Here is a 26,197-nt window from a genome sequence, read left to right as displayed (position 1 = left end):
ACTCCGACATGCATCGATTCGAGGTATAGGATGCGACCGTGATCGAGTTGATGATCCTCGGGTTCCTCGCCGAGGGCCCGCTTCACGGCTACCGGCTGCGGGAGCGGATGGAGCAGTTGCACGGGCACGCCCGCGCGATCAGTGACGGCACCCTGTATCCCGCCATCTCAAGACTGGTGGCCCAAGGACTCGTCCGATCCGACTCCGCTCCCGGTCGGGCCGGCGCTGCCAAGCGGATGTTGAACCTAACCGAGGTGGGACGCGACTCCCTGCGGCAACGGCTGCGGGAAGCCGGCGGCCACGACATCACCGACGGACACCGCTTCATGGTGGTGCTCGCCTTCCTGTCACTGCTGCCCGAGCCCACCGAACGCGACGAGGTGCTGCGCCGCCGGCTGCAATTCCTGTCCGAGCCCGCTGGCTTCTTCTACGACGGGGATCATCCTCTCCGGGCCGACGAACTCGACGACCCGTACCGGCGGGGGATCCTGGTCTCTGCCCGGGCCACCAGTCGCGCCGAACGCGCGTGGCTCACCGAGATGCTGGAGGGATCCAGCGGAAGGGTCGCACCATGGACGAACTGATGCGAGCAGTCGTGCTCACCGCCCCCGGGCCGGTGTCGAACCTTGAGGTGCGCGACCTCCCGATCCCCTCCCCGCGGGCCGGTGAGGTGCTGATCCGGGTGATGGCCTTCGGGCTCAACCGCTCCGAACTGTTGACCCGGCTCGGCTTCTCGGGGGACGCGGTCACCTACCCCCGGGTGCTGGGCATCGAGGCCACCGGAGTCGTGGCGGCCGCTCCCGGTGGGGAGTTCAGACCGGGCCAGCAGGTGGTCACCCTGATGGGCGGAATGGGCCGGACGATCGACGGGGGCTACGCCGAGTACACCTGCGTCCCTGTCTCCCAGGTGATCGGCTTCTCCTCCTCCCTGCCGTGGTCGGTGCTGGGCGCTGTCCCCGAGATGCTGCAGACCGCCCATGGCTCCTTGACGGTGGGTGTCGACGCGCGTCCGGGCCAGACCCTGCTGGTGCGGGGCGGCACGTCCTCGGTGGGGATGGCCGCGGCCGTACTGGCCCACCGGTGGGGGCTGACGGTGATCGCGACCACCCGGGACCCGGGCAAGGCCGAGTCGCTCACCCGCTTGGGGGTCGACCACGTGCTGGTGGACGATGGCCACGTCTCCGACCAGGTTCGCCGGATCATTCCGGCGGGGGTCGACGGAGCCATCGAGCTGGTGGGAACCGGGACTTTGCCCGACACCCTGCGAGCGACCGCAGTGCACGGGACGGTCTGCCTCACCGGCATGCTCTCCCACCAGTGGACGGTGCCCGACTTCTACCCCATCGACTACCTGCCGGCGGGGGTGCGGCTCACCGCCTACTCCGGCGACGCGGCCGACCTGCCCGCAGAGGTGTTGCAGGACTTCCTGGACGATGTCGCCGACGGTCGGGTGCGGCTTCCCCTCGGGCAGGTGTTCGGTCTCGACGAGATCAGGCGGGCCCACGAGGTGATGGAGGCCAATCAGGCCCGCGGCAAACTCGTGGTCGTCACCCGGACCGAGGACCTGCCCCGATGAGCCTCGACGTCGTCCCGGCCGGCCACCGGGCACAGGTGGGTCTGGTGCCGGTCACCGCCACACTGATCGGCACCATCGCCCTACAGACGGCCGTACCTCCGTTCGCCACCGACATGTACACCCCTCGTGTGGCCAGCTTCACGCTCCTGACTCGGAGGACGAGCAACCATGACCAGTGAATTCGTCCACCGCCTCGACGGTGTGCCCAAGGGTGCCCGCGCGCACTCAGTCTCAGCCGTCGCCGCGACCGTGGAGGGACGCGGCGCCTTGCGGATCTCGTTGACGGATGAGGTCTCCCTGCACGGAGTGCCTGGCAGGGACTACATCGATGCCCCGACCTTCCTGGAATTGCCGGTAGCTTTCGCCGACGGCACCATTGAGGTCGACATTCGCAGTGGTCTCCATCGGTTGGCCCCCGACTATGCGAGAGGTTTCGCAGGTGTCGCCTACCGGATCAGTCCGCGGCGTGATCACTTCGACTGTGTCTACGTGCGACCCCTCAACGGTCTGCGGACGAACCCACCCCCGCCTCGGGACCGTCGTGCCGTACAGCACTTCAGCTACCCCGAATGGACCTTCGACAGGCTGCGCGAGGCCTACCCCGACGGCCGTTACGAGGCCGGGGCCGAGATCGGACCGGACCAGTGGCTGCACCTGAGGCTGGACGTGCAGGGCGAGCGGTGTCGGGTGACCGTTGACGGGGTCCCCGTGCTCGAGGTCACGACGCATGGGAGATGGGGGATGGGCGCAGTGGGGCTGTTCGTCGACATCGGCACCGAGGCCTACTTCGCGGACCTGAGAGTGGTCAGTGGCTCGGTGCTCGATTGATGGAGAGCAAAGCGGTCGCATCGGGACCACCTACCGCCACGGCCGCGACAATGCCGGGGGTGCCCATAGCGCCCGGGACCGGCCGGATAGCGTGACGCGCATGACCCCCAGCGTTGGGCGCAGACCACGACTCGTGGTGTGGACCTCAGTGATCGTCCCTCTCGTGCTTCTCGCCAGCCTGATGGGCTTGTTCCACCCAGCTCCCTACGCGGATGAGACCCGCAACTGGGCGCTGCAGGCGAAGGGGCAGGACGTCGGGAACCTCATCGCCGTGGTGGTCCTGCTGGTGGCGGCACTTCGCCATCACCGCCGGGCGTCCGCGAGGGCTGCGTCGATCTGGCTCGGAGCCATGCTCTACCTGATCTACGCGTACATCGTCTATGGCGTCGCGGTTCACCTGAACGCGCTGTTCCTCGTCTACGTGGCGATCCTGGGTGTGTGCTCCTGGGGGGTCATCCTCACCGTGCCGGGACTTGGGGGCGACACGGTCCTCCCGAGCCGCGGACGACGGAGTTTCCCCGCTGTCACCCTGATCGCGATCGGGGTGGTCTTCGCGTTGCTGTGGCTCAGCGACCTGGTGCCAGCACTGCTATCGGGGACGGTGCCGGCAACGCTCAAGGAGGCAGGCCTGATGGTGAACCCTGTTCACGTCATCGACCTCTCCGTGGTTCTGCCCGCCCTGGTCGTCGCAGGAGTCGCGACCCTTCAAGGGCGTCACCACGGACTCTTCTGGGCGGCGCCATGGCTGTGCTTCTCGGCGCTCATGGGCGCCAGCATCGTCGCCGCCATGGGATGGATGGCCGCGGCGGGCTTCCCGTCCGTGCTGGCTCCCGCGCTGATGGTGTCGGTGGTCGTGCTCGTGAGCCTCGCGGCACTCGCGTGGTTGCTCGGGAGCAAGCCGTCCTCGTCGGAGTCGATGTCCCTCGCGTGATCGCAGGGGACGCGGCGGTGCGTGGCTGCCCTCGAAACACACACCTACCCTCGTCCTGCACCGCCTGCCCGCGAAGCGCACACCTGCCCCAGTCCTGCACTACCTGCCCGCGAAGCGCACACCTGCCCCCAACCAGGGGCAGGGCAACTGCGCCGGACGCGGGCAACACGCACGGGACGAGGGCAAGTGCGCGGCAGCCCGTCACTGCGGGTGCGTCAACCGCAGCTGCGTGGCGGCCGCCATTCGCGCCGCCCGTCCAGCCCGACCTGGCCCGCCGTGAGGACACCGGCCATACGATCGTGCTGGGACGAGAGGCCGTGCCCGGGAACCGAACCGGCCGCCGAGCGCCAAGGGCATTCTGGATCGTGGCGACTGTGGGAAGGGGTGGCTGCCCATGGGCACGTGGATCGGGACATCCGGGTGGTCGTACGACCACTGGCAGGACGTCCTCTATCACGGCTGTTCTCCCGCCGACCGACTCTCGCGGTACGCCGCGGAGTTCGACACCGTCGAGCTGAACGCGAGTTTCTACCGATGGCCCCGGGACGTGACCTTCAGCTCCTGGCAGCGTCGCCTCCCGGAGGGCTTCCGGATGTCGGTGAAGGCGCCGCGTGCGCTCACCCACGCCCGCAAGCTCTACTCACCTGAGTACTGGACGGGACGGATCTCGGCCGCCTGGGATCGGCTCTATGACAAGCGGGGACAGTTGCTCGTCCAGTTGCCGCCCGGGATGGAGCGCGACGACGCCAGGCTCGAGTACTTCCTCGGACTGCTCCCGTGGTGGGTGCCTTCAGCCGTGGAGTTCCGCCACCCCTCGTGGGTGTGTGACGAGGTGTTCGCGCTGCTGGAGCGACACCAGTCGGCCTATGTGGTGATGTCGGGTGCCGGTCTGCCGTGCATTCTGCGGGCCACGGCCCCGACGGTCTACGTGCGGCTCCACGGCCCGGACGAGCACGCGCTCTACGGGGGGTCCTACTCCGACGATGACCTGAGGTGGTGGGCCGACCGGATCGCCGAGTGGGAGTCCCAAGGTCGGGACGTCTACGCCTACTTCAACAACGACGGGGGCGGGAACGCGGTGCGGAACGCTCGCACGCTCCGATCGCTGGTGTCGGGGAATCGGGGCTAGGTCGTCCCAGGCATCGACGCGGCGGCATGTTGAGCCGCTGGACCTTCCCGACGGTGGACGGCCATCGCCACACTTGTCCGTCCGATCGGCTGCTTTGGGTGACCCGCCACCCCAGACCGTCGGGAGGCCGTACCTGCCCCCATGTCGTCCCATCTGCCCCGGGACGGCTCACTTGCCCCATCCCTGGACGAGGGCAACTGCGCGGCGCGAGGGCAACTCGGACGGTACGCGGGCAACCGCGCGGAAGGCGCGCAACTCCCACGGTGCTGGGGCAACCGCGCGGGACGGGGGCGACGTGGCCTCTACGCCGGCGCCCGGCAGGGGTTGCGCAGGGCCAATAAACGAAGAATGGCCCTGACCACTACGTAGTCAGAGCCATGTTCGTGCGCGAGAGAGGAGTTGAACCTCCACGTCCCAAGGGACACTGGCACCTGAAGCCAGCGCGTCTGCCATTCCGCCACTCGCGCATCGCCGGATCGCTCCAGCCCGAGAAGACTAGCACGGGCAACTTGGACGACGCACATCGAGCAGAGCTCCCCAGCAGAGGCCTCGCCCGAGTCACTCGCTCTGGCTCGCCTCGGCCAGCGGCAGCCAGTTCCAGTGGAGGATCGCCGGGTTGTGGCGCTCGTAGCCGAGCACGCACAGCCCGCCGGCGTCCAGGATCAGCTGGGCTCCGAAGCGCGGCTCGGTCCGCAACCACACCGAGGCCAGCACCCGCAGCAGGTGACCGTGGGCCACCAGGGCCACGTCACCGTCCTGCAGGGCCGGTAGCACCCGGTCGATCACCGAGCGGGCGCGGGCCGAGACCTGTTCGATCGTCTCGCCGGGCGTCTCGCCCGTGACCACGCCGTCGTCCCACACGTTCCAGTCGTAACCGAGCTCCTCGCGGATCTCGGCGGTCGTCCGTCCCTCGTAGCCGCCGTAGTCCCACTCGACGAGGTTCTGGTCGACCTCGTTGTCGCCCAATCCGGCCAGTTCGGCCGTCCTGCGAGCCCGCTGCAGGGGAGAGGTGAGCACCATCGAGAACTCGAAACCACCCAACTGGGGGGCGATCTCGGCGGCCAAGCGCTCGCCCTTGGGCAGGAGGGGCACATCGGTCAGGCCGGTGTGCTTCATGGCCTCCGACCACTCGGTCTTGCCATGGCGAATCAGCACCAGTCGGTGCTGGGGAATCGGTCGGGCGCTCATGGCACTACTCAAGCAGGTGCGCCCCGCGGACGTGCCCGAACGTCACGTCGCGGGGCCCGGGCGCCAGCTCAGATGGGGACGGAGGCCTCACCGACACCGTCGAGTTCGACGCCCTTGCGTTCGGGGACGAGAGCCAGCGTGACCACCAGGTCGATCACGTAGATGGCGGCCAACATGGCGATCGCGAACGCAAAGCCGCGCCAGCCCACCACGAGCCCGATCAGCCACGGCGCGAAACCGCCGATGCCTCGTCCGACATTGAACAGCAGGTTCTGCGCCGTGCCGCGGGCGTGGGTGGGGAACAGTTCGGCGGTCAGGGCTCCGTAGCCGCCCATCATGCCGTTGACGAAGGCGCCCATCACGGCACCGCCGATGAGCATCGCGATCGGGTCGTCCAAGCGGCTGAACACGACCACCGAGACGGCCGCGCCGACCTGGTAGGCGAGGAACATCGGGCGTCGTCCGACCCTGTCGGCCAGCACGCCGAAGATGAGGATGCCGATGATCATCCCGAGCACCGTGACGGCCGTCCACAGGGCCGACTTGTTGATCGAGAAGCCGTGCTGCTTGGACAGGTAGCTCGGCAGCCACAGCATCAGTCCGTAGTAGCCGAAGTTCTGCACCGAGGTGAGCACCATCACGGCCACCGAATGCTTGATGCGCGTGGCGGTCGAGAACAGTTCGCGCACGGGGTTCTTCGACCGCTCCATGCGGGTGAACATCTCGGGCTCGTCGATGTGACGGCGGGTGAAGAACGCCAACACGGCCGGGATCGCGCCGATCAGGAACAGTCCGCGCCAGCCGATCGAGGGGTGGCTGAGGGCCCACGCCGAGACCCCGGCCGCGAGCAGCACCCCCACCTGCCAGCCGACGGCGACGAAGGACGCCGCCCGGGCGCGCCACTTGGAGGGCCACGCCTCGGTCGCCAAGGTCATGCCGACCCCGTACTCAGCGCCCAGACCCACACCGGCCAGGAAGCGGAAGAACAGCAGCCATCCGTGGCTCGGCGACAGGCCAGTGGCGGCGGTGAAGACGGCGAACACGAGGATCGAGACGGTCAGCACCCTGACCCTGCCGATCCGGTCGGAGAGCACCCCGCCGATCGCACCGCCGAGCACGGCACCAATCAGGGTGACGGTCGCCAACATGCCCGATTCACCCGGCGACAGGGTGAAGTGGGCGGCGATGGCACCCAGCGAGAAGCTGAGGATGAGCAGGTCGAACCCGTCCATGGCGTAGCCGACGCTCGAGGCGAGCAGGGCCTTGAGGGCGTAACGGTTGGGTCTGGTCTCGACCGGCGCTTCGATGGTCATGCGGTCTCCGTGGGGGTGGGGAGCGGACAAAATCGCCGCTCACCCTAGCCCGAAACCGACCCTCCGCCCGACTCACTCACTCCATGCGGGCATGCTCGGGTGACGCTTCGGCGGAACCGTCGGTGACGTCCGACCTCCCCCGCCCTCGTCCGTGCCGGTGCCCCATCAGGTAGGCGACCACCAGCAGGGGCAGGGCGCTGCCCACCGCCACCAGCACCAGTCCCCACTGTCGATCGACCGTGGTGGTCGTCACGGGGGCTGGCTGCTGACCGTTCGGGTGCCGTCCGCCGTCGGGGGCGGACGCCGAGGAACTGGGCGCGGGTACGGCGAGGGGTGGGAGCTCAGCGATGGCCACACTGGCCTGGGCCAGCGTCGCCTCCAGCACCTGCGGTGTGTAGCCCGAGTGGATCGGTCGGGTACGGCTGATCTCGGAGTCGAGGGTCGTGTTCTGCAGCATCACCTGTGCCATCGAGGGACCTGCGTCGCACACGAGGTCGCCGCTCTGGCACACCGAATAGGTGGCCTGGTAGGCGCCGGGCGGGATCTCGGCCTGCTGGCCCACCATGGCGGCCCGGATCGCGGCCGTGTCGATCTTGCCCTCGTAGAGGTTGATGGTGGTCTGGATGAGATTCCGCACCGCCTGGTCGCGGTTGGTCTCGCCACCGCGACGGGCCTGTTCGCGCAGCAGGGCGAGCATCGCTCCAAGACCGATGGCGTTCTGTGACGCCGACCCAGACAGTTCGCGGACGCTCTGCCCCGGATAGTGACTCGGGTTGCCGATCAGGATCGCCGCCGCCAACCTCGACGGGGCCTGGGGGACTGCATCCAGCGCCGAGGTGATCACCTGGGCTCCCTGCGAGTAGCCGGCCAGGATCGTCCGCTCGGCGGGGCAGCGGTTGGCGGAATCGGCCAGCACCGTCGCCAAGTTCTTCGCACCCGTCTCGGCCGAGGTGAAGTACTCGGTGGTGGGCATCGGCTGGTCGAGCAGCAGCGACTGCATCGGTACGTTCGCCAAGGTGTGGGGGTCGCTCGCCGGGTACTCGAGCCACAGTTGGCGCACGGTTCCCTTCGTCCATCGGGACGCCAAACCGTCACGCACGCGGGTGACGGTCGGGCCGTAGCCGGGGGACTCGCCCGAACCCCTCACCCCGATGAACACGAAGTCGGCGCAGGCCTGCTGGCCGGCAGCGGACGAGGGTTGCACTCGGTCGGTCCACGCGGTGGGCACTGCGTGCGCAGGTGTGGCGCCGACCACACCGGTCGCGAGCGAGAACAGGCAGGCCAGCACCACCAGGCAACCGTGGACCGCGGAGCGCCGGCAGGCGACGAACCACACCGCCCCGACTGGCGGCGGGGCGGTGGGGGTGGCGGAACCCGACCTCACTCGGGCTGGGCGAAGGTGGCCGTGAAGCTGGCCTGGTCGAGCGCTTGCGCGAGGATCGTGAACCGCACCTGCGCCGAGGTGGCACCGTCAGGAACGTCGAGGTGCGCCCTCGGCAGGGCGTACACCGTGTGCACGTAGCGGTGCGCCGGTCCGGGCGGGGGGCACGCGCCTCCGTACCCCACGTAGCCGTAGTCGTTCACCCAGGCCCGGGCTCCGGCAGGCAGCGGCCCACCCTCGTCGATGCCGCTCAGCGTGCCGGGAATGTCGACGACCACCCAGTGCCACCACCCGGAACCGGTGGGGGCGTCCGGGTCGTAGATGGTGACGGCGAACGACTCGGTGCCGTCGGGTGCCTCGCTCCAGCGCAGGTCGGGAATGACGTTCTGTCCGCCGGCTCCCTGCTCGGCGTACTTCAGCTGGATGGCCGTGTCGGCCGGGATGGCGGTCGATTCGAGTTTCATGGTCTCCCCCTGTCGTGGGCAACGGCTCGTCGGTGGTGGTCACGTGTCCTGCCTCGAGGCTATCCCCCGCGCGGGAAGCCGTGGGCGAGGTCGGGTGCCCCGGTCGTCCTGAGTGCTGTCGACAGTCATCGCGACGAGGCGGCTCGAGCGATCTCGGTGAGCGCCCTGGTCAGCTCGTCCTCGTCGAGTGCGCCGAAGCCGAACACGAGCCCCGAGCGGTTCCCTCCCCCCGACCAGTACTCCGAGAGGGGGCTGACCTTGACCCCGGCTTGGACCAGCTGCGCCACCACTTCGGCCTCGGGACGAGCGGTCTCGACGACCGCGTGGAGTCCGCCGTCCATCGGGTAGACCGTCACACCCGGCAGCTTCGACAGCGCGGCAACGACCTGGGTGCGCCGGCTGCGGTACCGGCGTCGCATGCGCTGGGTGTGCTGCCGCAGGGCCCCCGAGGTGAGGTAGTTCGCCAGTGCGCGTTGGGTCACCAGGCTGACCGGTTGGCCGAGGTCGAGCCGGGCCTCGAGGACCGGTTCCAACAGTCGGGTCGGCAGGGCCAGGAAGCCCAACGCCAAGGTGGGGGTGAGGGTCTTCGAGAGGGTGCTGAGCAGGACCACGGTGCCGTCGTCCGGGTCGTCGAGGGAGGCCAGGGCGGGCAGGGGTTCGGAGGTGTAGCGCAGTTCGGAGTCGTAGTCGTCCTCGACCACCACGACCTGTTCGGCCCTGGCCCAGTCGAGCAGTCGCTGCCGCCGGTCGATCGGCAGTGAGCCGCCCAGCGGGTACTGGTGACTTGGGGTGACCACCAGCACGTCCGGGGCGGCGGTGCCTGTGGGAAGGTCGGTGGTGACCACCCCGTTCTCGTCGACCGGCAGGCCGACCAGCTCGGCCCCCAGTCGCGCCGGCACCCGGCGCAGGGAGGGGTAGCCCGGCTCCTCGACGGACACCCGCAGCGGTCGTCCACTCCGTGGGCCAGTGGTGGACGAGCCCGCCGCCGGTGAAGCCGACCCCGACGATCCCGGCGACTGCGACCCCGGCTTCAGTGACCCCAGGTTGAGCGCCCCGAGCGACAGCAGCAGCAGGGCCAGACCCTCGCGTCCGCCGCCGGTGACCACGACGTGGCCGGGGTCGCGGACGACGGCCCGCATCCGCCGCAGGTGCTCCGACCAGGCCTGTCTCAGCTCTGGCAGCCCCAAGGCCGGAACCGATGCCAGCACCGGAGCGGTCGAGGCCTGTCGCCACGCCGAGGTCCACGCCCGCCCCACCACCTCACCGGGCCACGGCCTGCCGGGGGTGAGGTCCAGGGCGGGGGGAGCGGGTTCCTGGCCCTGCCTGCGGCCGGCCGCCAGCGAGGGGCGAACGCGGCGCAGCTGTGGGTTCACCACCGTGGCGCTCCCGGCCGCGGCGCTCACGTACCCCTCGGCCATCAGCTGCTCGTAGGCCGCGACGACCGTGCCCCGTGACGTGCCGATCTGGGCCGCGAGGGACCGGGTGGACGGCAGGGGATCTCCCGGCACCAGCACCCCTTGGCCCAGCAGTTGACGCAGCTGGCGGGCCAGCTGGGCGGGCAGTGGCTCGACGTCAGTCCGGTCGAGGACCAGCGGAAGGCTCACCTCGCGGGTCGTTCGCATGGGCACCAGATTACTGGCGGACCCAATACTGGTCCACCAACATGGATCACTTCTGGATCTGGTGATGGTCCACTTTCGCGGAGATGATCGGTCCATGAACTCCATGCAGACCGTCACCGGCTCACCTCTCGTCAAGCGCGGCCTCGCCGACATGCTCAAGGGGGGCGTCATCATGGACGTCGTCACCCCCGACCAGGCGCGTATCGCCGAGGACGCCGGCGCCGTCGCAGTGATGGCCCTCGAGCGCGTGCCGGCCGACATCCGCGCGCAGGGTGGGGTGGCCAGGATGAGCGACCCCGATCTGGTGGAGGCGATTGTCGAGGCCGTGTCCATCCCGGTGATGGCCAAGGTGAGGATCGGGCACACCGTCGAGGCGCAGGTGCTGCAGCACCTCGAGGTCGACTACATCGACGAGTCGGAGGTGCTCTCGCCGGCCGACTACGCTCACCACATCGACAAGCACGCCTTCACCGTGCCGTTCGTCTGTGGCGCCACCAATCTGGGCGAGGCGCTGCGCAGGATCGCTGAGGGAGCGGCGATGATCCGGTCCAAGGGCGAGGCCGGCACGGGCGACGTGTCGGAGGCCACGAAGCACATCCGCACCATCCGTCGCGAGATCGCCGAGTTGAAGGCGCTCGCCGAGACCGCCCCCGAGGAGCTGTACCTGGCGGCGAAGAACCTGCAGGCGCCGATCGACCTCGTCCGCGAGGTGGCCTCATCCGGACGCCTGCCGGTGGTGCTGTTCACTGCCGGGGGAGTGGCCACCCCCGCCGATGCCGCGCTGATGATGCAACTGGGCGCCGACGGGGTGTTCGTGGGATCGGGCATCTTCAAGTCGGGCAACCCGGCTGCGCGTGCGGCCGCCATCGTCAAGGCCACTGCCTTCTTCGACGACGCCGCCGTGGTCACCGAGGCCTCCCGCGGACTGGGGGAGGCCATGGTCGGCATCAACGTCGCCGACCTGCCCGCACCCCACCGCCTGGCCGAGCGGGGTTGGTGACGGTCGTGACGACCGTCGGGGTGCTGGCCCTGCAGGGCGGGGTGCGCGAGCACCGTCTGCTGCTGGAACACCTGGGTGCCACCACCGTGCCGATCCGATCCGAGCGCGACCTGAGGGGTGCGGACGGCCCGCGGGTCGACAGCTTGGTGCTGCCCGGTGGGGAGTCGTCGGCCATCGACCGGCTGCTCCGCCTGTATGACCTGGCCGAACCCCTGCGCGAGACCATCGCCGCGGGAGTGCCAACCCTGGGCACCTGCGCCGGATTGGTGCTGCTCGCTGACGAGGTGCTCGACCCCGCACCGGGGCAGCAATCCCTGGGGCTGCTCGACGTGAGCGTGCGTCGCAATGCGCTGGGGCGACAGGTCGACTCGGCAGAGGTCGACCTCGACACGGCGCTGGGCGCGGTGCGGGTGGCCTTCATCCGCGCCCCCGTCGTCGTCCGAGTGGGTGGCGGAGTTGAGGTACTGGCTCGGCGCGACGACTCGGTGGTCGGGGTGCGGGCCGGGGCGATCACCGGCGTCTCGTTCCATCCCGAACTCACCGGCGACGAGACCTTCCACCGAGCCCTGCTGCAGTCATCGCCTGCGGCCATCAGCAGATAGGGGGCGCGCACCCACCACTGGGCCGCGCCCACCCCGTCAGCGGCGTTCGGGACGCTGGATGCCCACTGGCATGATGGGCGCATGAACGCGTTGCCCGCCTGCTTGGCCGAGCCGCGGCTGGTTGCCGCCCTTCCCCTGCGACCGGCTGAGGCCTCGTCCCTGCCGCGGGTGGGTGCCGTGCTCGAGATCCTCGCCCAACGCGGTTTCCGGACGGTGTCGTTGCACCACGGCAACCGGGACTGGCTCGCCGAACTGGTGCCCGTCTTCGGTGCCCGGCTCGCGTTCGGGCTGCACGGTGTGGTCTCCCCGGACGAACTGCAGCCCGCACTGGCGCAGACTCCGGCGTTCGTGCTGGCCAACAATGCCAACCCCGCACTGGTGCGCACCGGTATCGATGCGGGGGTGACGGTGCTGCCCGCGGCCCTGACCCCGAACGAGTTGCTGGCGGCCAGTGACCTCGGCGCCCCGGCGGTGCAGGTGCTGCCCGCCGACGTGATGGGTGGTGCCTACGGCGAGTCGCTCCAGCACGTGCTGCCGCCTTCGGTGCAGTTGGTGCCCCGTGGTGGTCTCGGGGCGTGGGCCCTGGGCCGTTGGTACAAGGTCGGTGCTGCCTGCTGCGTCGCCGACGACACCCTGTTCGCGGACGCATTCGACCCGGACGGTCACCTCGGACAGTTGCGTGAGCGGTGCGGCAGCTTCGTCGAGCAGGTGCCCGAACCCCTCGGCTGACTCGGCGGGTCGCCTTGCTCCCTACTCAACCGAAGCTGCGTGGTGGCCGCTGTCCGGAACCACCAGGGCTCGCCCGATCAGCGAGATCGACATCCGGTCGCCCACCCGCACCGGCTGGTCGGTCGACACCGTGAACGTGGCACCGCCCCCAGCCTGTTCATGGTCGACCGAGCCATCGGCCGAGCCCAGGGTCAGTCGACGGTGGTCACCGTGGAAGGCCAATTGGCGCACCACCCATCGTCCGCGAATGTCGAGTCGAGCCGACACCTGGTGGGGCCGGGCGATGACCGTGGCGCGCCCCTCGTCCACCCCCAGTGCCGGTACTGGCCCGATCACGGTCTGGGCGATGCCGCCCGAGACGATGGCATCCAGTTCGAGGGTTGAGCCGAGCAGACGGGCCGTGGCGAGGTCGACGGGGCGTTCGTAGACCACTTGCGGTGCCCCGACCTGGCGCAGTTCGCCGCCGTCGAGCACGGCGACCAGGTCGGCGAACGCCAAGGCCTCCTCCTGGTCGTGGGTCACCAACAGGGTGGTGACCCCGGCCCCCCGCAGCACTTCGCCGACCAGGTCACGGGTGGCCTCGCGCAGGTGGGTGTCGAGCGACGAGAACGGTTCGTCCAGCAGCATCACGGCGGGTCGCCGGGCCAACGCCCGCGCCAACGAGACCCGCTGCTGCTGGCCACCCGACAACTGGTCAGGACGACGTGACGCCAGGTCGGCGGAGAGGTTGACCTTCGCCAGCAGGTCAGCGATCCGGTCGGTGGTCCGCTCGTGGCGGGGCAACCCGAAACCGACGTTCGCGCCGACGCTCAGGTGAGGGAAGAGGGCGCCGTCCTGCGAGACATAGCCGATCGAGCGCTTGTGCGGCGGCACCCAGAGAGGGCCGCAGACGGGAGTGCCCTGGATGCGGACCTCACCGGCAGTGGGTGGCTCGAACCCTCCGATGCACCGCAGCAGGGTCGTCTTCCCGCTGCCGGAGGGTCCGACGACCGCCAGCACTGCCCCCGTGGGCACCGACAGGTCAACCCCGTGCAGCACCTCGGTGGGACCGTAGGAGGCGCGTACCCCGCGCACCTCGAGCGCCGCCGTCGTTGACGCTTCGCTCACGGTCGGTCTCCTCCGGTCTGGCGGAACAAGATGATGGTCATCGGCACCGACAACGCGATCAGCAACAGCGCGTACGGCGCGCTGGCAGGGTAGTCCAGTTCGCTCGAGAGCGACCAGAATCGCGTCGCCAGCGTGCTGGTGCCGGTGGGCGACAGCAGCAAAGTGGCGGTCAGTTCACCGGCAATGCCCAGGAAGGCCATTGACGCGGCGGCGCCGAAGGCTGGGGCGAGCAGCGGGATCGAGACGCGCACCAGCGACCTCACGGGACCCTGGCCGAGCGAACGCGCCGCCTCGCCCAGCCCCACCGGCACCTGCGCCATTCCCGCCCGGAGGCTGGCGACCGCGCGCGGCAGGAAGAGCACCACGTAGGCGGCGATTAGCAACGCGGCGGTCTGGTAGAGCGGCTGCACCCAGCGGATCGCGACCGTGACGAAGGCGAGGCCGACGACGATGCCGGGCAGGGACGAGCACACGAAGGCCAGCCCCTCGAGGGCGCGCGACCATCGCGCCGGACGACGAACCGACAGCCAGGCGATCGGTCCGGCGGCGAGACAGGTCGCCAGCGCGCCGACGAGGGCCAACCCGAGGGTGCTGCCCAGCGCGCTCACGATGGCCGGGTCGAGGGCCACCCCCACCGACAACCAGTGACCGAGCGACCAGACGGGAACGCCGAGTGCAGCGATGAGCAGGGCCGCCACTGCGATGGTCACGGGCAGGGCCCACCAGCCGAGCACGATCCGTCGTTGTCGGCGCGCCACGCCCGACCCGATGCGGGCGTGACGCTGTCGTCCCCGGACGGCTGACTCGCCGCCCAGCACCAGCAGGCAGAGCAGCACCAGCACCCCGGCGAGCATCGACGCCGCGGGAGCCGCGAAGGTCGAACGGAACTGGTCGTAGATGGCCGTGGTGAAGGTGTCGTAGCGGACGAACGCGAACGCGCCGTACTCCGCGAGCAGGTGCAGGGCAACGAGCAGCGCACCGCCCAGCACGGGGAGGCGGAGTTGGGGCAGGACGACCCGGCGCAGAACGCCGCCCGGGGTGAGCCCGAGGGCTCGTCCGGACTCCTCGAGCGAGGGGTCGAGCCTCCGCAGGGTGGCGAGCACCGGCAGGTACACGAAGGGGAAGTAGCTGAGGGTGGCGATCAGGGACGCACCGGCGAGACCGGCGATGGAGGGCCACACCGTCGCCCAGGCGTAGCTCATCACGAAGGCCGGCACGGCGAGCGGGGCCACGAAGGCCGCAGACAACCAGCCCGGCACCCTGGTCCGCTCCACCAGCAGCGCCGCTCCGACCCCGATCAGCACCGTGGCGGGCACGACGACGACCATCAGCGAGAGCGTGTTGACCAGCAACTCGCCGATCCGAGGGCGCCAGACCAGGCGGCGTACGAGGGCGGGCCCCGCGTCCACGGTGGCGGCGACGATGAACCCCAGCGGCACCAGGCACAACGCGACCACGAGCACCGCGGCAGCGATGGTCACCGGTTGGTGGTCCATCGGCCGCGATGCCCGGGTCGCGAGGAGGTCGGGTGCGCCGGTCGACGGCGCCAGCACCGGGGTGGTGGTCAGAGCAGTCCTGCCTCTTGCATGAGTTCGACGACCTTGGGACTGTTCAACGTCGCGGGGTCGATGGTCGGGGCATCCAGCTCCGACAGCGGCTTCAGTTTCTCATTGGCGGCCACCTTCGAGGCAACCGGGTACTCGAACGAGGTGCCGTCGCGCAGCACCGCTTGGCCGTCCTTGCCAGTGACGTAGGCCAGGAACTTCTGCGCCGCCTCCTGGTTCTTCGAACTCTTCAGCACACCGCCGCCCGAGATCGAGACGAAGGCACCGGGGTCCTGGTGGCCGAAGTAGTGCATGCCCACCTTGGCGCTGTTCTGGCCGCCCTTGGCCTGGTCGCCGAAGTAGTAGTAGTGGTAGATGACGCCGCCCTCGAACTCGCCGGCGTTGACGGCCTTCATCACCGCCGAGTTGCCCTTGATGGCGGTCGAGTTCTGCTTCATCGCCTTCAGCCAGGACAGGGTCTCGTCCTCGCCCTTGAGCTGAAGGATGGCGGTGATGATGGCCTGGAAGTCAGCGCCCGAGGGGGAGGCCGCCCAACGGCCCTTCCACTCCGGCTTGGCGAGATCCATCAGCGAGGCGGGCAGGTCGGCCTGCTTCAGCTTGTCGGTGTTGTACACGAAGACGGTCGAGCGGGCCGCGATGCCGGTCCAGGCGTTGGTGCTGGGACGGTACTGGCTGGGAACCTGACCCCGGATCTCCTCCGAGGTGGCCGCGAGCAGGCCCGCGTTCTCCACCAGGGTCATGGCCGGTGAGTTCTCGGTCAGGAAGACATCGGCGGGGGAGTTCGCCCCCTCGGCGACCAGCTGGTTGGCCATCTCGGTGTCGTCGCCCTGGCGGTGGGTCACCTTGATGCCGGTGGCCTTGGTGAAGCCGTCCATCCATTCCTGGGCGAGTGTTTCGTGCTGGGCGTTGTAGATGGTCAACGTGGCCCCATCGGCGCTTCCGGGGGTGGACGTCGACCCCGGCTTGGAGCACGCGGCCAGTGCCGCGGCTGAGATGGTCGTGGCAGCAGCGCCGATCAGGGCGCGACGGGTGATGCGAAGGCTCATGTGAGTAAGGGTTGCCTAACTACTGGCAATTAGGCAACTCGTCGGTTGTGAAATCTGACATGTGGACCGGTCCGGGGGTGGGAACGGTTTCTCGACCGGGCCGGGGCCGGGCTGGCCGACGGGGGTCGGTCAGCCGTCGATGAAGGAGTCAGTGGGCTCCTCGTCGTCCCCGCGGCCCCGGTTGAGCACCAGCCATCCGACCGACACCACCACTCCGGCCCCCACCAGCAGCCCGAAGACGAGCAGGACGACGCCGGGGGTGCCCCCGCCGCTGGAACCGGCTGGCGGGGCAGGGCTCATCGAGGGTGTCACGGGAGTCGCGGCGATCGTTGGTGTCGAAGGTGTGGCGCTGGGCGTGGGCGGTGCAGAAGTGGAGGGTGCTCGCTTGGGACTGGGAGCAGGTGTGGTCGTGGCCCGGGGTAGCACGATCGCCTTGGGCACCGTGATTCGGAGCCACGTCTCGCTCGCCGCGTATTCCGGGGTGCCTGCGAATCTGACCACCACCTTCATCACCTCGGGGGCATCCATCGGGGCCAGCAGCACGAGGGACCAGCGGCCAGCGGTGTCGGTGGACGAGATCAGACCCACCGGCCGCCCTCCCATGGACGCGCTGAGCTCGGCCTGAGGAACAGGCGATCCCGAGCTGGCGCGCAGCTTCCCGGTGAGCTCGACGGTGGTGCCGCGTGGGGCGACGACAGTGGGCAGGTCAGCGGTGAGGCGGGTGGCATGCACCGGCAGCGGCTGGATGACCGCGGGCGCGTCCCCCTCGGCCGGGGGATCATCGGCCAGGGCGGGCGGTGAGGTGGTCATGGCCACGGCCGCGCAGAGACAGAGGGTCCACCACAGCCGACGGGACAGCCGCTGTGGCCAGCGTGCCGCGGCGGCGTCGGGCTCCCGGGTCGAGCACGCGGAAGCGCCCTCAGGTCGTGCCCACACCACGCTCGTCCCTTCGCTCGGATTGCCACACGATAGCCACCACCACACCCCTGAGGGGGTGGATTCCTCCCCAGTCGCTTGGTTTTCCTGAGAAAATGTTGGAAAATACTCAGGTGGCCCGGAGGTGAGAGACCGGGCAATCCCCCCCCGATCTCGACCCAGAGGACGCGATGAAGAAGGCAGAATCTGCCGCCCCGCGCCGCGGCATGGCCGTCGATGAGGGTTCGCGGAACTCCAGGGATCGGGCCCCGGGCACCGTCCCTGCCCGTCATGCGCAACTCGATCCGTCCCTCACCTCTGGGCTGGCCACCCCCTCGTCGCGGAGGCACGGCGTGTCGGCTGCTGCCGTGGCGATCGCGGCCCTGCTCGCCGCGTCGCTGACGGCCTTCGCCAGCGGTCCACCGCGCATCGAGGCGGCAGTCCCGCCCCCGTCCTGGGCATCGAGCCAGTCGGCTGCCACGACCACCGGTCTGCCAGCCCGCCAGACCGACCAGGTCGACCGCTCCAATCGGCGCGCTCCCCTGATCGGTTCGAGCGAGGTCGCCCGGACGAGCGCCACCGCCTCCTCGACGAGTCCCGCTCCCAGCCGCACCCGGGCCCAGGTGAAGGTGACCCAGCCCACGAAGAAGCCCTCTGCGGCAAGCCAGCCGAGCTACCCCCGGGCTCTGTGGAGGGTCACCGGCACGCGCTTCGCCACCACTGGCCTGAACCTCAGGACGATCCCCGTGGCCGGGTCGCCGGTGGTGACGGTCGTCGGGGCCGGACAGGCGCTCAAGGTCACCGACGCCACCTTCGGGTCCTTCCGGCAGGTCAACTGGAGCGGCCAGTCCGTGTGGGTCAGCAAGGCCCATCTCGCGTCGTCCAAGCCGGTGGTCAGGTCCTCCTCGACGGGCGACAGGTCCGCGACGCCGACCGGCTCCTGCTCCAAGCAGATGCCCGCTGGGGTCACTGCGGCAGCCAGGACGGTGGCATGGGAGGCCTGCGCCCGGTTCCCGGCGATCTCGTCCTTCGGTGGTTACCGTGCAGGTGACAGCGGAGCCCACGGGTCGGGCAGGGCCGTCGACATGATGATCAGCGGCGATCCGGGCTGGCAGGTCGCCTTCTGGGCGCGTGCGAACGCCGGTCGCCTCGGCATCACCGAGGTGATCTACGCCCAGAAGATCTGGACGGCGCAACGCTCGTCCGATGGATGGCGCCCCATGTCTGACCGCGGCGGGCCCACGGCGAACCACTACGACCACGTGCACGTGACGGTGGGCTGAACCACACCTCCGGGGTGCCCGTCGGGGCGGCCCGAGCCATGCAGAGCGCTGCTGTGCCCCCGGCGGAGTTCCCCCGGGCACAGGGCGCGGTGGAAGGAGCCGGTGTCTAGGCTGGGGCCCATGACTGCTCCGGTTGATCCCACCACCACCCAGGCCTGGCAGAAGCTGGCCGACCTCGCCGACGACTTCACGCCCGACCTGCGCGGGTGGTTCGCCGGGGACGCCGACCGCGCCGATCGCTTCACCCTTGACGCCGGCGACCTGCACGTCGACCTGTCGAAGAACTGGATCAGCGACGAGGTCCGTGACCAGTTGTTGGCGCTGGCTGACGAGGTCGGTCTGGCCGGACGACGCGCCGCGATGGTCGCCGGGGAACACATCAACAGCACCGAGGACCGCGCCGTCCTGCACACCGCACTGCGGTTGCCCCGTGACGCCGCCCTCACCGTCGACGGGCAGGACGTCGTCGCGGACGTGCACGCCACCCTCGACAAGGTCTACGCGTTCGCCGACCAGGTTCGCTCGGGCGAATGGGTCGGGGTCACGGGCAAGCGCATCGAGACGGTCGTCAACATCGGGATCGGTGGCTCCGACCTGGGCCCGGTGATGGTCTACGAGGCACTGCTGCCGTACAAGCAGGAGGGACTGGCCTGCCGCTTCGTGTCGAACATCGACCCGACCGACATCGCCGAGAAGACTTCCGACCTCGACCCCGAGACCACCCTGTTCATCGTCTGCTCGAAGACCTTCACCACCCTCGAGACGCTCACGAATGCGAGGCTCGCCAAGGCCTGGCTCCTCGGTCGACTCGAGTCCGCAGGCCTCATCGAGGGATCGGACGAGGCCCGTGCCGAGGCGGTCGCCAAGCATTTCGTGGCGGTCTCGACCGCCCTCGACAAGGTGGCCGACTTCGGGATCGACCCCGCCAACGCCTTCGGGTTCTGGGACTGGGTGGGAGGCCGTTACTCGGTCGACTCGGCGGTTGGCACCGCCGTGGCCGTGGCCATCGGCAAGGAGAACTTCGCCGACTTCCTCGCCGGCTTCCACGCCATGGACGAGCACTTCCTCACGGCCGACCCCGCGAAGAACGTGCCGCTGCTGATGGGGCTGCTGAACGTCTGGTACGTCAACTTCCACGGAGCGGCCAGCCATGCCGTGCTGCCCTATGCGCAGTACCTGCACCGTTTCCCCGCCTACCTGCAGCAACTCACCATGGAGTCGAACGGGAAGTCGGTGCGCTGGGACGGGTCCGAGGTCACCACCGACACGGGGGAGGTGTTCTGGGGGGAGCCCGGCACCAACGGGCAGCACGCCTTCTACCAGCTGATCCACCAGGGCACCCGGCTGATCCCGGCCGACTTCATCGCCGTCGCCAACCCGGCCCACGCACTGCGGGACGGTGACGCCGACGTGCACGAGCTGTTCCTGTCGAACTTCTTCGCCCAGACGGCTGCACTTGCCTTCGGCAAGACCGCCGACGAGGTGCGGGCCGAGGGCACCGCCGAGGCGATCGTGCCGGCCAGGGTGTTCGAGGGCAATCGTCCGACCACCTCGATCATGGCCTCCGCACTCACCCCCTCGGTGGTGGGCCAGTTGATCGCCCTCTACGAGCACATCACGTTCACGCAGGGCATCGTGTGGGGCATCGACTCCTTCGACCAGTGGGGCGTGGAGCTGGGCAAGAAGCTGGCCCTGCAGATCGCTCCCGCCGTGTCGGGCGACGACCAGGCCCTCTCGCACCAGGACGGGTCGACCCAGTCCTTGGTCCGCTGGTACCGGGCCCAGCGGCGCCACTGACCGAACGAGCCGCCCCGGGCGGCGGGTCAGGCATCGGCGACCCGCGCCATGGGCTGGACCTGTCTGCAGCATGTGCACCTGAAACGGCCATCGCATCCCATTGGGGCTGCGATGGCCGTTTCAGCTGCGGGTCCTGCACGTCCTCTGCGATCCCTCAGTCGGACGAGGTCTCGATCACCCGCCGCAGGAGTGCCCCCAACTGCTGGCGCTCCTGCGGAGTGAGGCCCCGCAGGTGTGCCTCGTGACTCTCCCGCCGGACGCGCTGGCCGGTGGCGAGCACCTCTCGTCCGCGGTCGGTGAGCAGCACCCGGACGGCCCGGCGGTCGGTGGGATCGGGCTCGCGCAGCACCAACCCCATCAGCTCGAGGGAGTCGACCACTTCGGTGGCCGAGCGCGGATTGATCCGCAGTTCCTGGGCCACCACCCCCACCCGCGGACTCTCGGCCTGGTCGATGGCGACGAGTGCCCGGAACTCATGAGGAGACACCCCGACCGGCTCCAGCGCTTCCAGCCAGCGGCGGCGCATGCCTCGCGTGGCCCGCATCAGCAGACCGCCGAGGTCGTCCGGCTGTTCGATCACCCAGTCATCGTAGCGACCATTGACCCCATGCCACAATGTGAGGTAACCTCATAATTACATCGGCTAAGTGGGACCCCCGTGCGAGTGGACCACGAGAGCCGACCCTGCAAGGAAAGGAGGCATCCATGACTGCGATGCCACCCCCCGAAGGACGAGGCGGAGGTGGGGGCTGGAGCCCCCGCAGGATCGATCCTGCCGACCGACGCCAACTGGCCGAGTCGCCGGTCTCGCTGCGCCGGATCGCCCGTCTCTTCTCGCCGTGGAAGGGGCAGGTGGTGGTCGTGATGGTGCTGCTGGTGGGCGCCTCGCTACTGGGCATCGTGCCCCCTTTCCTGACCCGCGAGATCATCGACCGGGCGCTGCCCTCGCGCGATGTCCACCTGCTGGTGGCCTGCACCGTCGGCATGGTGGCGGTGGCGGCACTGGCGGCAATCTTCAACGTGCTGCAGACCTGGTTGTCGACCGTCATCGGGCAGAAGATCATGCACCGGCTCAGGGCCGATGTGTTCAGCCACCTGCAACGCCAGTCCGTGGGCTTCTTCACCCGTACCCGCGCCGGCGAGGTGCAGTCGCGCATCACCAATGACATCGGTGGAATGCAGTCCGTCGTCACCGACACGGTCACCTCGGTGGCCTCCAACCTGACCACTGTCATCGCCATGGCCGCGGCGATGGTGATGCTCGACTGGCGGCTGTCACTGGTCTCGCTGGTGGTGCTGCCGCTGGCCGTGTTCTTCTCCCGCCAGGTGGCGATGCTCCGACGTGAGATCACCTCCCGGCAACAGCGCACGCTGGCCGACCTGCTCAGTCAGGTGGGTGAGGGACTCTCGGTCTCGGGCATCCGGCTGACCAAGACCATGGGGGCGCAGCGGCAGGTGACCGACCACTTCGTCGACACCTCGCGCCAACTGATCGACCTCGAGGTGCGCTCCCAGCTCGCCGGACGCTGGCGGATGGCCACGATGAGCATCGTCTTCGCCGCCATTCCCGCGGTGCTGTATCTGGCCGCCGGTCTGCCGGGGGTGCGCAACGGCATCACCATCGGCACGTTGGTGGCGTTCATCGCGATCCAGGGCGGCATCTTCCGCCCCGTGATGGGGCTGCTCAACACGGGGGTGTCGGTGGTCTCGTCCATGGCCCTCTTCAGCCGCATCTTCTGCTACCTCGACCTGCCCGTCGAGGTGGACGACCCGGCCGACCCGGTCGAGCTCGACCTGGCCGCCGTGCGTGGCGAGTTGGGCTTCGACAACGTCACTTACCACTATCCGGGGGCCCAGGAGCCTGCCGTCGATGACGTCTCGCTGGAGGTGCCGGCGGGTTCGTCCCTGGCCCTGACCGGTGAGACGGGATCGGGCAAGAGCACGCTCGCCTCACTGGTGGCTCGGCTCGCCGACCCCACTTCGGGGCGGATCACCATTGACGGCGTCGACATCCGTCGGCTGCGGTTGTGTGACCTCGCCCAGATCGTCGGCGTGGTCAGCCAGGAGACCTATCTGTTCCACGCCACCATCCGCGAGAACCTGCTGTTCGCCAAGACGTCCGCGACCGACGATGAGCTGTGGCAGGCGCTCAGGGCGGCGCAGATATCGAGCCTCATCGAGTCGCTGCCCCAGGGACTCGACACGATCGTGGGGGAGCGAGGGCAGCGGTTCTCGGGGGGCGAGCAGCAACGCCTGGCGATTGCCCGGGTCGTGCTGCGCAACCCCCGCATCATCGTGCTGGACGAGGCCACCTCGGCCCTCGACAACGACACCGAACGTGAGGTGCAACGGGCTCTCGACGCGCTCGCCGAGGGGCGGACCTCGGTGACCATCGCGCACCGGCTGTCGACCGTTCGGGACGCCGACCAGATCGCTGTGCTCGACCATGGGCGGGTGGTCGAGATCGGACGCCATGACGACCTGGTGCTCGCGGGCGGACGCTACGCCAGCCTCGCCCGGGTGCCGCTGGTCGCCTGACCCCGTCCCGCCCAAACTGCCCCAGCCCAACCCGCATACTTCCACTTCCCGGACGGGCCCATTTGGCGGCCTCAGTCGGAGCCGAACAGGTCCCTCGTGTACACCTTGTCGGCCACGTCCGCCAGGGCCTCGGACTGCCGGTTGGCGACGATGACGTCTGCCGTCCGCTTGAACTCCTCGAGGTCGTTCACCACCCGGGAGTGGAAGAACTCGGCCTCCTCCAGCGCCGGCTCATAGACGATCACCTCGACGCCCTTGGCCTTGATCCGCTTCATGATCCCCTGGATGGACGATGACCGGAAGTTGTCGGAGCCTGCCTTCATGGTGAGGCGATGGATGCCGACCACCTTCGGGTTGCGGGCGAGGATGTCGCGGGCGATGAAGTCCTTGCGGGTGCTGTTGGAGTCGACGATCGCCTGGATCAGGGTCTGTGGCACATCGGAGTAGTTGGCCAGCAACTGTTTGGTGTCCTTGGGCAGGCAGTAGCCGCCGTAGCCGAAGCTCGGGTTGTTGTAGTGCGAACCGATGCGGGGGTCGAGCCCGACCCCGCCGATGATCTGGCGGGTGTCGAGCCCGTGCGTCGCTGCATAGGTGTCGAGTTCGTTGAAGTACGAGACGCGCATGGCCAGGTAGGTGTTGGCGAACAACTTGATGGCCTCAGCCTCGGTCGAGCCGGTCAGCAGCACGGGGATGTCGTCGTCCTCGGCTCCTTCGACCAGCAGATCGGCGAACCTGCGAGCTGCCTCCGTCTGGGATCCCACCACGATCCGCGACGGGTGCAGGTTGTCGTGGAGCGCGCGCCCCTCGCGCAGGAACTCGGGGGAGAAGAAGATGCTGTGCCCGGGGTGCTGTTCGCGCAGCGACGCGGTGTAGCCCACCGGGATGGTCGACTTGATGACGATGGACGCCTCCGGGGCCAGCTCCACCGCTTGGCCGACGACCGCGTCGACGGTGCTGGTGTTGAAGAAGTTGCGGTCGGGGTCGTAGTCGGTCGGGGTTGCCACCACGATGTAGTCGGCGCCCCGGTAGGCATCGGACGGATCGGTGGTCGCCCGCAGGTTGAGCTGCCGACTGGCCAGGTGGTGCTCCAACTCGTCATCGGCCACCGTGGAGCGGCGGCGGTTGACCAGCTCGACGCGCTCGGGGTTGATGTCGACGGCCACCACCTCGTGATGTTCGGCCAGCAACACGGCCAGCGACATTCCCACATAGCCCAGACCCGCCACGGCAATCTTCATGGCGTCACCCTATCGGCGCTCCTGCACCGGCCCAGGAACGACCCCGCTCAGCGCAGCCCTGACAGGTCGTGGCTGACCTGCTCGACCACGCCAGGCAGGCGCGACGCCAATGTCGGCTCAGACACGAGCCACGGCAGGGTCTCAACCGCGACCACGATGCGGGTGGTGAGGAACTCCCTCCAGTGGTCGTCGGCCTCACCACCCATCTCGGCGGCCGCGCACCATCGCTCGAACAGGGAGCGTTCCGCCTCCCCAACCAGGCCCGACACCTCCCGCAGCAGCGTCGCCGGGTCGGTGAACCGCGCCCGGGGGAAGCAGGTCTCCAAGTCGACCATCACCAATTCTCCCTGTGAGGTTCGTCCGATGTGCTGAAGGGCGAATTCGCCATGGCTCAGCGCCCGCGGGAACCCCGCGAGGGCGGTCCCGGCCGTTCGGTAGGCCAGAAGCCAAGCGGCTGGGTCCACCGCGAACCCCTCCTCGGTGAGGGCACCCAGAGTGCGGGCAACGATCCCCTCGAACACTGTCTGGTCCATCCCCGGCTGGTGAGGGAAGACGCTCTGGTCGACATCGGTGACCCGGGCCAGGCTGGCCGACAGCTCGAGCACGGAGTCGACCTCCGCGCTCGAGCCTGGCGTCATGGACGCGGCATCGGGTCCGGTCCGGGGCAGGTGCTCCAGCACCATCACCTCGGCCTCGTCCCGCTCGACGACGGTCAACAGCTTCGGGAGCGGGACCCGGCCGGCCAGCGCACGGTATCGGTTGGCCTCCCGGCGCAGCCGGTCCGCGGTTCTCTTGACGAAGACCGAACGGCGCTGGCCGTCCAACGGGACGACACTGATGACGGCGGTGTTGCCACCGCCGGTCAGCGGGCCACGCCGTCCCACGGTCAGGTCGAGTCGTTCACCCTCCTGGGGTGACACCCAGGGCAGGTCGGCCGGGACGAGGCCGAAGGGAAGTGTCGCGGTCACCCGATGTCCGCCCTCCCAGCGCGTCGCCCCAGAACCCCGGCCCAGAACCCCCGGCCCGAGGACCCCCGCCCCAGGAACCCTGCCCCAGAACCCGGGATCCCGGCCTCAGAATCCCGCAGTCACCGGGTCGGCGCCCTGGCGGAACCCGCGATCCAGACCGTTCAGCACCGCCATCTGGTCGTCGGACAACTCGAAGTCGAAGACGTCGAAGTTCTCGGAGATGCGGGTGGGTGTCACCGACTTCGGGAAGACGACCAAGCCCTGCTGCAGGTGCCAGCGCAGCACCACCTGTGCGGGGGTCTTGCCCACGGACTCTGCGAGCGCAGTGACCTCGGGCAGGGTGATGTCGCCCGGCTGCGACTGGGTGCCGAGCGGCGTGTAGACCTCGGTGGTGATGCCCCGCGAGGTGTTCAGCTCACGCAGTTCGCGCTGCTGGAAGGTGGGGTGCACCTCGATCTGGTTCACGCTGGGGGTGGTGCCCTGCAACTTGTCGAGGTGCTGCTGCACGAAGTTCGAGACGCCGATCGAGCGCACGAGCCCTTCGGCCTTGAACTGCTGCATCGAGTCCCACGCCTCGATGTAGGCGTCGCCGTACTTGACGGTCGCCGGCCAGTGGATGAGGTACAGGTCGAGGTGGTCGAGGCCCAGCTTCTCGAGCGAGGTCTCGATGGCGCGACGGGCATCGTCGGCCTTGTGGTCGCTGTTCCACAACTTGGTGGTCACGAAGAGCTCTTCGCGTGCGATGCCCGACTCTGCGATCGCCTTGCCGACGCCGTCCTCGTTGCCGTAGGCGGCGGCGGTGTCGAGGTGGCGGTAGCCAGCCTCGAGAGCGGTCGCGACGGCGGGCACGATCTCGTCGGCACCGACCTGCCACACGCCGAACCCGAGCTGCGGGATCACGACGCCGTCGTTCAGGGTGATGCTGGGAACGTTCGTGGGAACACTCATGGAGGAGAAGTCCTTCAACTGGAGGCCAA

Annotated in this window: 24 protein-coding genes, 1 tRNA gene and 1 pseudogene; 12 read left to right on the top strand and 14 right to left on the bottom strand. The window is 69.1% G+C overall.

What is annotated here, in order from left to right; translation table 11 throughout:
* The first annotated feature begins 38 nt into the window (after positions 1-38).
* The 6 genes from QQZ11_RS03420 (at position 39) to QQZ11_RS03395 (ending at position 4,464) form a co-directional block, all read left to right on the top strand.
* Positions 39-584 carry a PadR family transcriptional regulator gene (locus tag QQZ11_RS03420; protein ID WP_284548690.1) on the top strand — a complete coding sequence of 182 codons (546 nt, stop codon included), beginning with the start codon at positions 39-41 and terminating at the stop codon, positions 582-584.
* Positions 572-1,576, top strand: coding sequence for a zinc-binding alcohol dehydrogenase family protein (locus QQZ11_RS03415; protein WP_284548688.1), 1,005 nt, complete (start codon positions 572-574; stop codon positions 1,574-1,576). Before QQZ11_RS03420 ends, QQZ11_RS03415 begins: the two co-directional genes overlap by 13 nt.
* Positions 1,573-1,755 carry a hypothetical protein gene (locus tag QQZ11_RS03410; RefSeq protein WP_284548686.1) on the top strand — a complete coding sequence of 61 codons (183 nt, stop codon included), beginning with the start codon at positions 1,573-1,575 and terminating at the stop codon, positions 1,753-1,755. Before QQZ11_RS03415 ends, QQZ11_RS03410 begins: the two co-directional genes overlap by 4 nt.
* A complete protein-coding gene (locus QQZ11_RS03405) occupies positions 1,745-2,404 on the top strand; it encodes a hypothetical protein (protein ID WP_284548685.1) in 660 nt (219 codons plus the stop codon). The genes QQZ11_RS03410 and QQZ11_RS03405 overlap by 11 nt, the downstream gene beginning before the upstream one ends.
* A 100-nt stretch (positions 2,405-2,504) precedes the next feature.
* On the top strand, positions 2,505-3,335 hold the full coding sequence (locus tag QQZ11_RS03400) for a hypothetical protein (protein WP_284548684.1): 831 nt from the start codon (positions 2,505-2,507) through the stop codon (positions 3,333-3,335).
* Positions 3,336-3,729: 394 nt separating this feature from the next.
* The gene (locus QQZ11_RS03395) at positions 3,730-4,464 is read left to right on the top strand and encodes a DUF72 domain-containing protein (RefSeq protein ID WP_284548683.1); all 735 of its coding nucleotides are present in this window, start codon (positions 3,730-3,732) and stop codon (positions 4,462-4,464) included.
* Positions 4,465-4,848: 384 nt separating this feature from the next.
* Here QQZ11_RS03395 and QQZ11_RS03390 read toward each other — a convergent pair.
* From QQZ11_RS03390 to QQZ11_RS03365, 6 genes are all read right to left on the bottom strand, one after another.
* Positions 4,849-4,931, bottom strand: a tRNA-Leu gene (locus tag QQZ11_RS03390).
* 91 nt (positions 4,932-5,022) lie between these two features.
* Positions 5,023-5,652 carry a histidine phosphatase family protein gene (locus QQZ11_RS03385; RefSeq protein WP_284548681.1) on the bottom strand — a complete coding sequence of 210 codons (630 nt, stop codon included), beginning with the start codon at positions 5,650-5,652 and terminating at the stop codon, positions 5,023-5,025.
* A 68-nt stretch (positions 5,653-5,720) separates the two neighbouring features.
* Positions 5,721-6,965: an MFS transporter gene (locus QQZ11_RS03380; protein WP_284548680.1), complete on the bottom strand. Its 1,245-nt coding sequence runs from the start codon at positions 6,963-6,965 to the stop codon at positions 5,721-5,723.
* 76 nt (positions 6,966-7,041) lie between these two features.
* The gene (locus tag QQZ11_RS03375; RefSeq protein ID WP_284548678.1) at positions 7,042-8,256 is read right to left on the bottom strand and encodes a cutinase family protein; all 1,215 of its coding nucleotides are present in this window, start codon (positions 8,254-8,256) and stop codon (positions 7,042-7,044) included.
* A gap of 89 nt (positions 8,257-8,345) precedes the next feature.
* The gene (locus tag QQZ11_RS03370; RefSeq protein WP_284548676.1) at positions 8,346-8,810 is read right to left on the bottom strand and encodes a YbhB/YbcL family Raf kinase inhibitor-like protein; all 465 of its coding nucleotides are present in this window, start codon (positions 8,808-8,810) and stop codon (positions 8,346-8,348) included.
* A 125-nt stretch (positions 8,811-8,935) separates the two neighbouring features.
* Complete coding sequence (locus QQZ11_RS03365; RefSeq protein ID WP_284548674.1) at positions 8,936-10,432, bottom strand: aminotransferase-like domain-containing protein; 1,497 nt, start codon at positions 10,430-10,432, stop codon at positions 8,936-8,938.
* A gap of 94 nt (positions 10,433-10,526) precedes the next feature.
* On the opposite strand from QQZ11_RS03365, the gene pdxS reads away from it, so the two are divergent.
* The 3 genes and pseudogenes from pdxS (at position 10,527) to QQZ11_RS03350 (ending at position 12,763) form a co-directional block, all read left to right on the top strand.
* Positions 10,527-11,432, top strand: a complete 906-nt coding sequence (gene pdxS / locus QQZ11_RS03360; protein WP_022909290.1) for a pyridoxal 5'-phosphate synthase lyase subunit PdxS — start codon at positions 10,527-10,529, stop codon at positions 11,430-11,432.
* A pseudogene (pdxT, locus tag QQZ11_RS03355) lies at positions 11,407-12,034 on the top strand (pyridoxal 5'-phosphate synthase glutaminase subunit PdxT); the annotation flags it as partial. The gene pdxS and the pseudogene pdxT, both read left to right, overlap by 26 nt.
* A gap of 81 nt (positions 12,035-12,115) precedes the next feature.
* Positions 12,116-12,763 carry a hypothetical protein gene (locus tag QQZ11_RS03350; protein WP_284548670.1) on the top strand — a complete coding sequence of 216 codons (648 nt, stop codon included), beginning with the start codon at positions 12,116-12,118 and terminating at the stop codon, positions 12,761-12,763.
* Between the two features lie 21 nt (positions 12,764-12,784).
* On the opposite strand, the gene QQZ11_RS03345 is transcribed toward QQZ11_RS03350, so the two are convergent.
* The 4 genes from QQZ11_RS03345 to QQZ11_RS03330 form a co-directional block, all read right to left on the bottom strand.
* Complete coding sequence (locus QQZ11_RS03345) at positions 12,785-13,870, bottom strand: ABC transporter ATP-binding protein (protein ID WP_284548668.1); 1,086 nt, start codon at positions 13,868-13,870, stop codon at positions 12,785-12,787.
* Positions 13,867-15,351, bottom strand: coding sequence for an ABC transporter permease (locus tag QQZ11_RS03340; protein ID WP_284548666.1), 1,485 nt, complete (start codon positions 15,349-15,351; stop codon positions 13,867-13,869). The genes QQZ11_RS03345 and QQZ11_RS03340 overlap by 4 nt, the downstream gene beginning before the upstream one ends.
* Before the next feature lie 83 nt (positions 15,352-15,434).
* A complete protein-coding gene (locus QQZ11_RS03335) occupies positions 15,435-16,481 on the bottom strand; it encodes an iron ABC transporter substrate-binding protein (RefSeq protein ID WP_022909295.1) in 1,047 nt (348 codons plus the stop codon).
* Positions 16,482-16,610: 129 nt separating this feature from the next.
* Positions 16,611-17,291 carry a hypothetical protein gene (locus QQZ11_RS03330; RefSeq protein ID WP_284548664.1) on the bottom strand — a complete coding sequence of 227 codons (681 nt, stop codon included), beginning with the start codon at positions 17,289-17,291 and terminating at the stop codon, positions 16,611-16,613.
* A gap of 296 nt (positions 17,292-17,587) precedes the next feature.
* Between QQZ11_RS03330 and QQZ11_RS03325 the strand changes: the two genes are divergently transcribed.
* Both QQZ11_RS03325 and pgi read left to right on the top strand, forming a co-directional pair.
* Positions 17,588-18,679, top strand: coding sequence for an SH3 domain-containing protein (locus QQZ11_RS03325; RefSeq protein WP_284548662.1), 1,092 nt, complete (start codon positions 17,588-17,590; stop codon positions 18,677-18,679).
* Between the two features lie 120 nt (positions 18,680-18,799).
* Entirely contained in the window at positions 18,800-20,476 is a 1,677-nt protein-coding gene (gene pgi, locus QQZ11_RS03320) for a glucose-6-phosphate isomerase (protein ID WP_284548660.1), read from the top strand.
* 154 nt (positions 20,477-20,630) lie between these two features.
* On the opposite strand, the gene QQZ11_RS03315 is transcribed toward pgi, so the two are convergent.
* On the bottom strand, positions 20,631-21,056 hold the full coding sequence (locus tag QQZ11_RS03315; protein ID WP_284548659.1) for a MarR family winged helix-turn-helix transcriptional regulator: 426 nt from the start codon (positions 21,054-21,056) through the stop codon (positions 20,631-20,633).
* A 125-nt stretch (positions 21,057-21,181) separates the two neighbouring features.
* Between QQZ11_RS03315 and QQZ11_RS03310 the strand changes: the two genes are divergently transcribed.
* A complete protein-coding gene (locus QQZ11_RS03310; RefSeq protein WP_284548657.1) occupies positions 21,182-23,014 on the top strand; it encodes an ABC transporter ATP-binding protein in 1,833 nt (610 codons plus the stop codon).
* Between the two features lie 71 nt (positions 23,015-23,085).
* Here the strand turns inward: QQZ11_RS03310 and QQZ11_RS03305 are convergent, their stop codons facing one another.
* From QQZ11_RS03305 to QQZ11_RS03295, 3 genes are all read right to left on the bottom strand, one after another.
* Complete coding sequence (locus tag QQZ11_RS03305; RefSeq protein ID WP_284548656.1) at positions 23,086-24,252, bottom strand: nucleotide sugar dehydrogenase; 1,167 nt, start codon at positions 24,250-24,252, stop codon at positions 23,086-23,088.
* 47 nt (positions 24,253-24,299) lie between these two features.
* Complete coding sequence (locus QQZ11_RS03300) at positions 24,300-25,220, bottom strand: hypothetical protein (RefSeq protein ID WP_284548655.1); 921 nt, start codon at positions 25,218-25,220, stop codon at positions 24,300-24,302.
* Between the two features lie 105 nt (positions 25,221-25,325).
* A complete protein-coding gene (locus tag QQZ11_RS03295; RefSeq protein ID WP_284548653.1) occupies positions 25,326-26,168 on the bottom strand; it encodes an aldo/keto reductase in 843 nt (280 codons plus the stop codon).
* Positions 26,169-26,197 lie beyond the last annotated feature (29 nt).

This window comes from Aestuariimicrobium sp. T2.26MG-19.2B (genome assembly GCF_950101875.1).
GTDB lineage: Bacteria > Actinomycetota > Actinomycetes > Propionibacteriales > Propionibacteriaceae > Aestuariimicrobium > Aestuariimicrobium kwangyangense.
This window is presented reverse-complemented; position numbering and strand designations above follow the sequence as displayed.

Excerpts from the sequence above, each read along its gene's own strand:
- QQZ11_RS03415 (WP_284548688.1), top strand. The coding sequence starts at position 572 with ATGGACGAACTGATGCGAGCAGTCGTGCTCACCGCCCCCGGGCCGGTG.
- QQZ11_RS03410 (WP_284548686.1), top strand. The coding sequence starts at position 1,573 with ATGAGCCTCGACGTCGTCCCGGCCGGCCACCGGGCACAGGTGGGTCTG.
- QQZ11_RS03405 (WP_284548685.1), top strand. The coding sequence starts at position 1,745 with ATGACCAGTGAATTCGTCCACCGCCTCGACGGTGTGCCCAAGGGTGCC.
- QQZ11_RS03400 (WP_284548684.1), top strand. The coding sequence starts at position 2,505 with ATGACCCCCAGCGTTGGGCGCAGACCACGACTCGTGGTGTGGACCTCA.
- QQZ11_RS03395 (WP_284548683.1), top strand. The coding sequence starts at position 3,730 with ATGGGCACGTGGATCGGGACATCCGGGTGGTCGTACGACCACTGGCAG.
- QQZ11_RS03385 (WP_284548681.1), bottom strand. The coding sequence starts at position 5,652 with ATGAGCGCCCGACCGATTCCCCAGCACCGACTGGTGCTGATTCGCCAT.
- QQZ11_RS03380 (WP_284548680.1), bottom strand. The coding sequence starts at position 6,965 with ATGACCATCGAAGCGCCGGTCGAGACCAGACCCAACCGTTACGCCCTC.
- QQZ11_RS03370 (WP_284548676.1), bottom strand. The coding sequence starts at position 8,810 with ATGAAACTCGAATCGACCGCCATCCCGGCCGACACGGCCATCCAGCTG.
- QQZ11_RS03365 (WP_284548674.1), bottom strand. The coding sequence starts at position 10,432 with ATGCGAACGACCCGCGAGGTGAGCCTTCCGCTGGTCCTCGACCGGACT.
- pdxS (WP_022909290.1), top strand. The coding sequence starts at position 10,527 with ATGAACTCCATGCAGACCGTCACCGGCTCACCTCTCGTCAAGCGCGGC.
- QQZ11_RS03350 (WP_284548670.1), top strand. The coding sequence starts at position 12,116 with ATGAACGCGTTGCCCGCCTGCTTGGCCGAGCCGCGGCTGGTTGCCGCC.
- QQZ11_RS03335 (WP_022909295.1), bottom strand. The coding sequence starts at position 16,481 with ATGAGCCTTCGCATCACCCGTCGCGCCCTGATCGGCGCTGCTGCCACG.
- QQZ11_RS03330 (WP_284548664.1), bottom strand. The coding sequence starts at position 17,291 with ATGACCACCTCACCGCCCGCCCTGGCCGATGATCCCCCGGCCGAGGGG.
- QQZ11_RS03325 (WP_284548662.1), top strand. The coding sequence starts at position 17,588 with ATGAAGAAGGCAGAATCTGCCGCCCCGCGCCGCGGCATGGCCGTCGAT.
- pgi (WP_284548660.1), top strand. The coding sequence starts at position 18,800 with ATGACTGCTCCGGTTGATCCCACCACCACCCAGGCCTGGCAGAAGCTG.
- QQZ11_RS03310 (WP_284548657.1), top strand. The coding sequence starts at position 21,182 with ATGACTGCGATGCCACCCCCCGAAGGACGAGGCGGAGGTGGGGGCTGG.
- QQZ11_RS03305 (WP_284548656.1), bottom strand. The coding sequence starts at position 24,252 with ATGAAGATTGCCGTGGCGGGTCTGGGCTATGTGGGAATGTCGCTGGCC.
- QQZ11_RS03295 (WP_284548653.1), bottom strand. The coding sequence starts at position 26,168 with ATGAGTGTTCCCACGAACGTTCCCAGCATCACCCTGAACGACGGCGTC.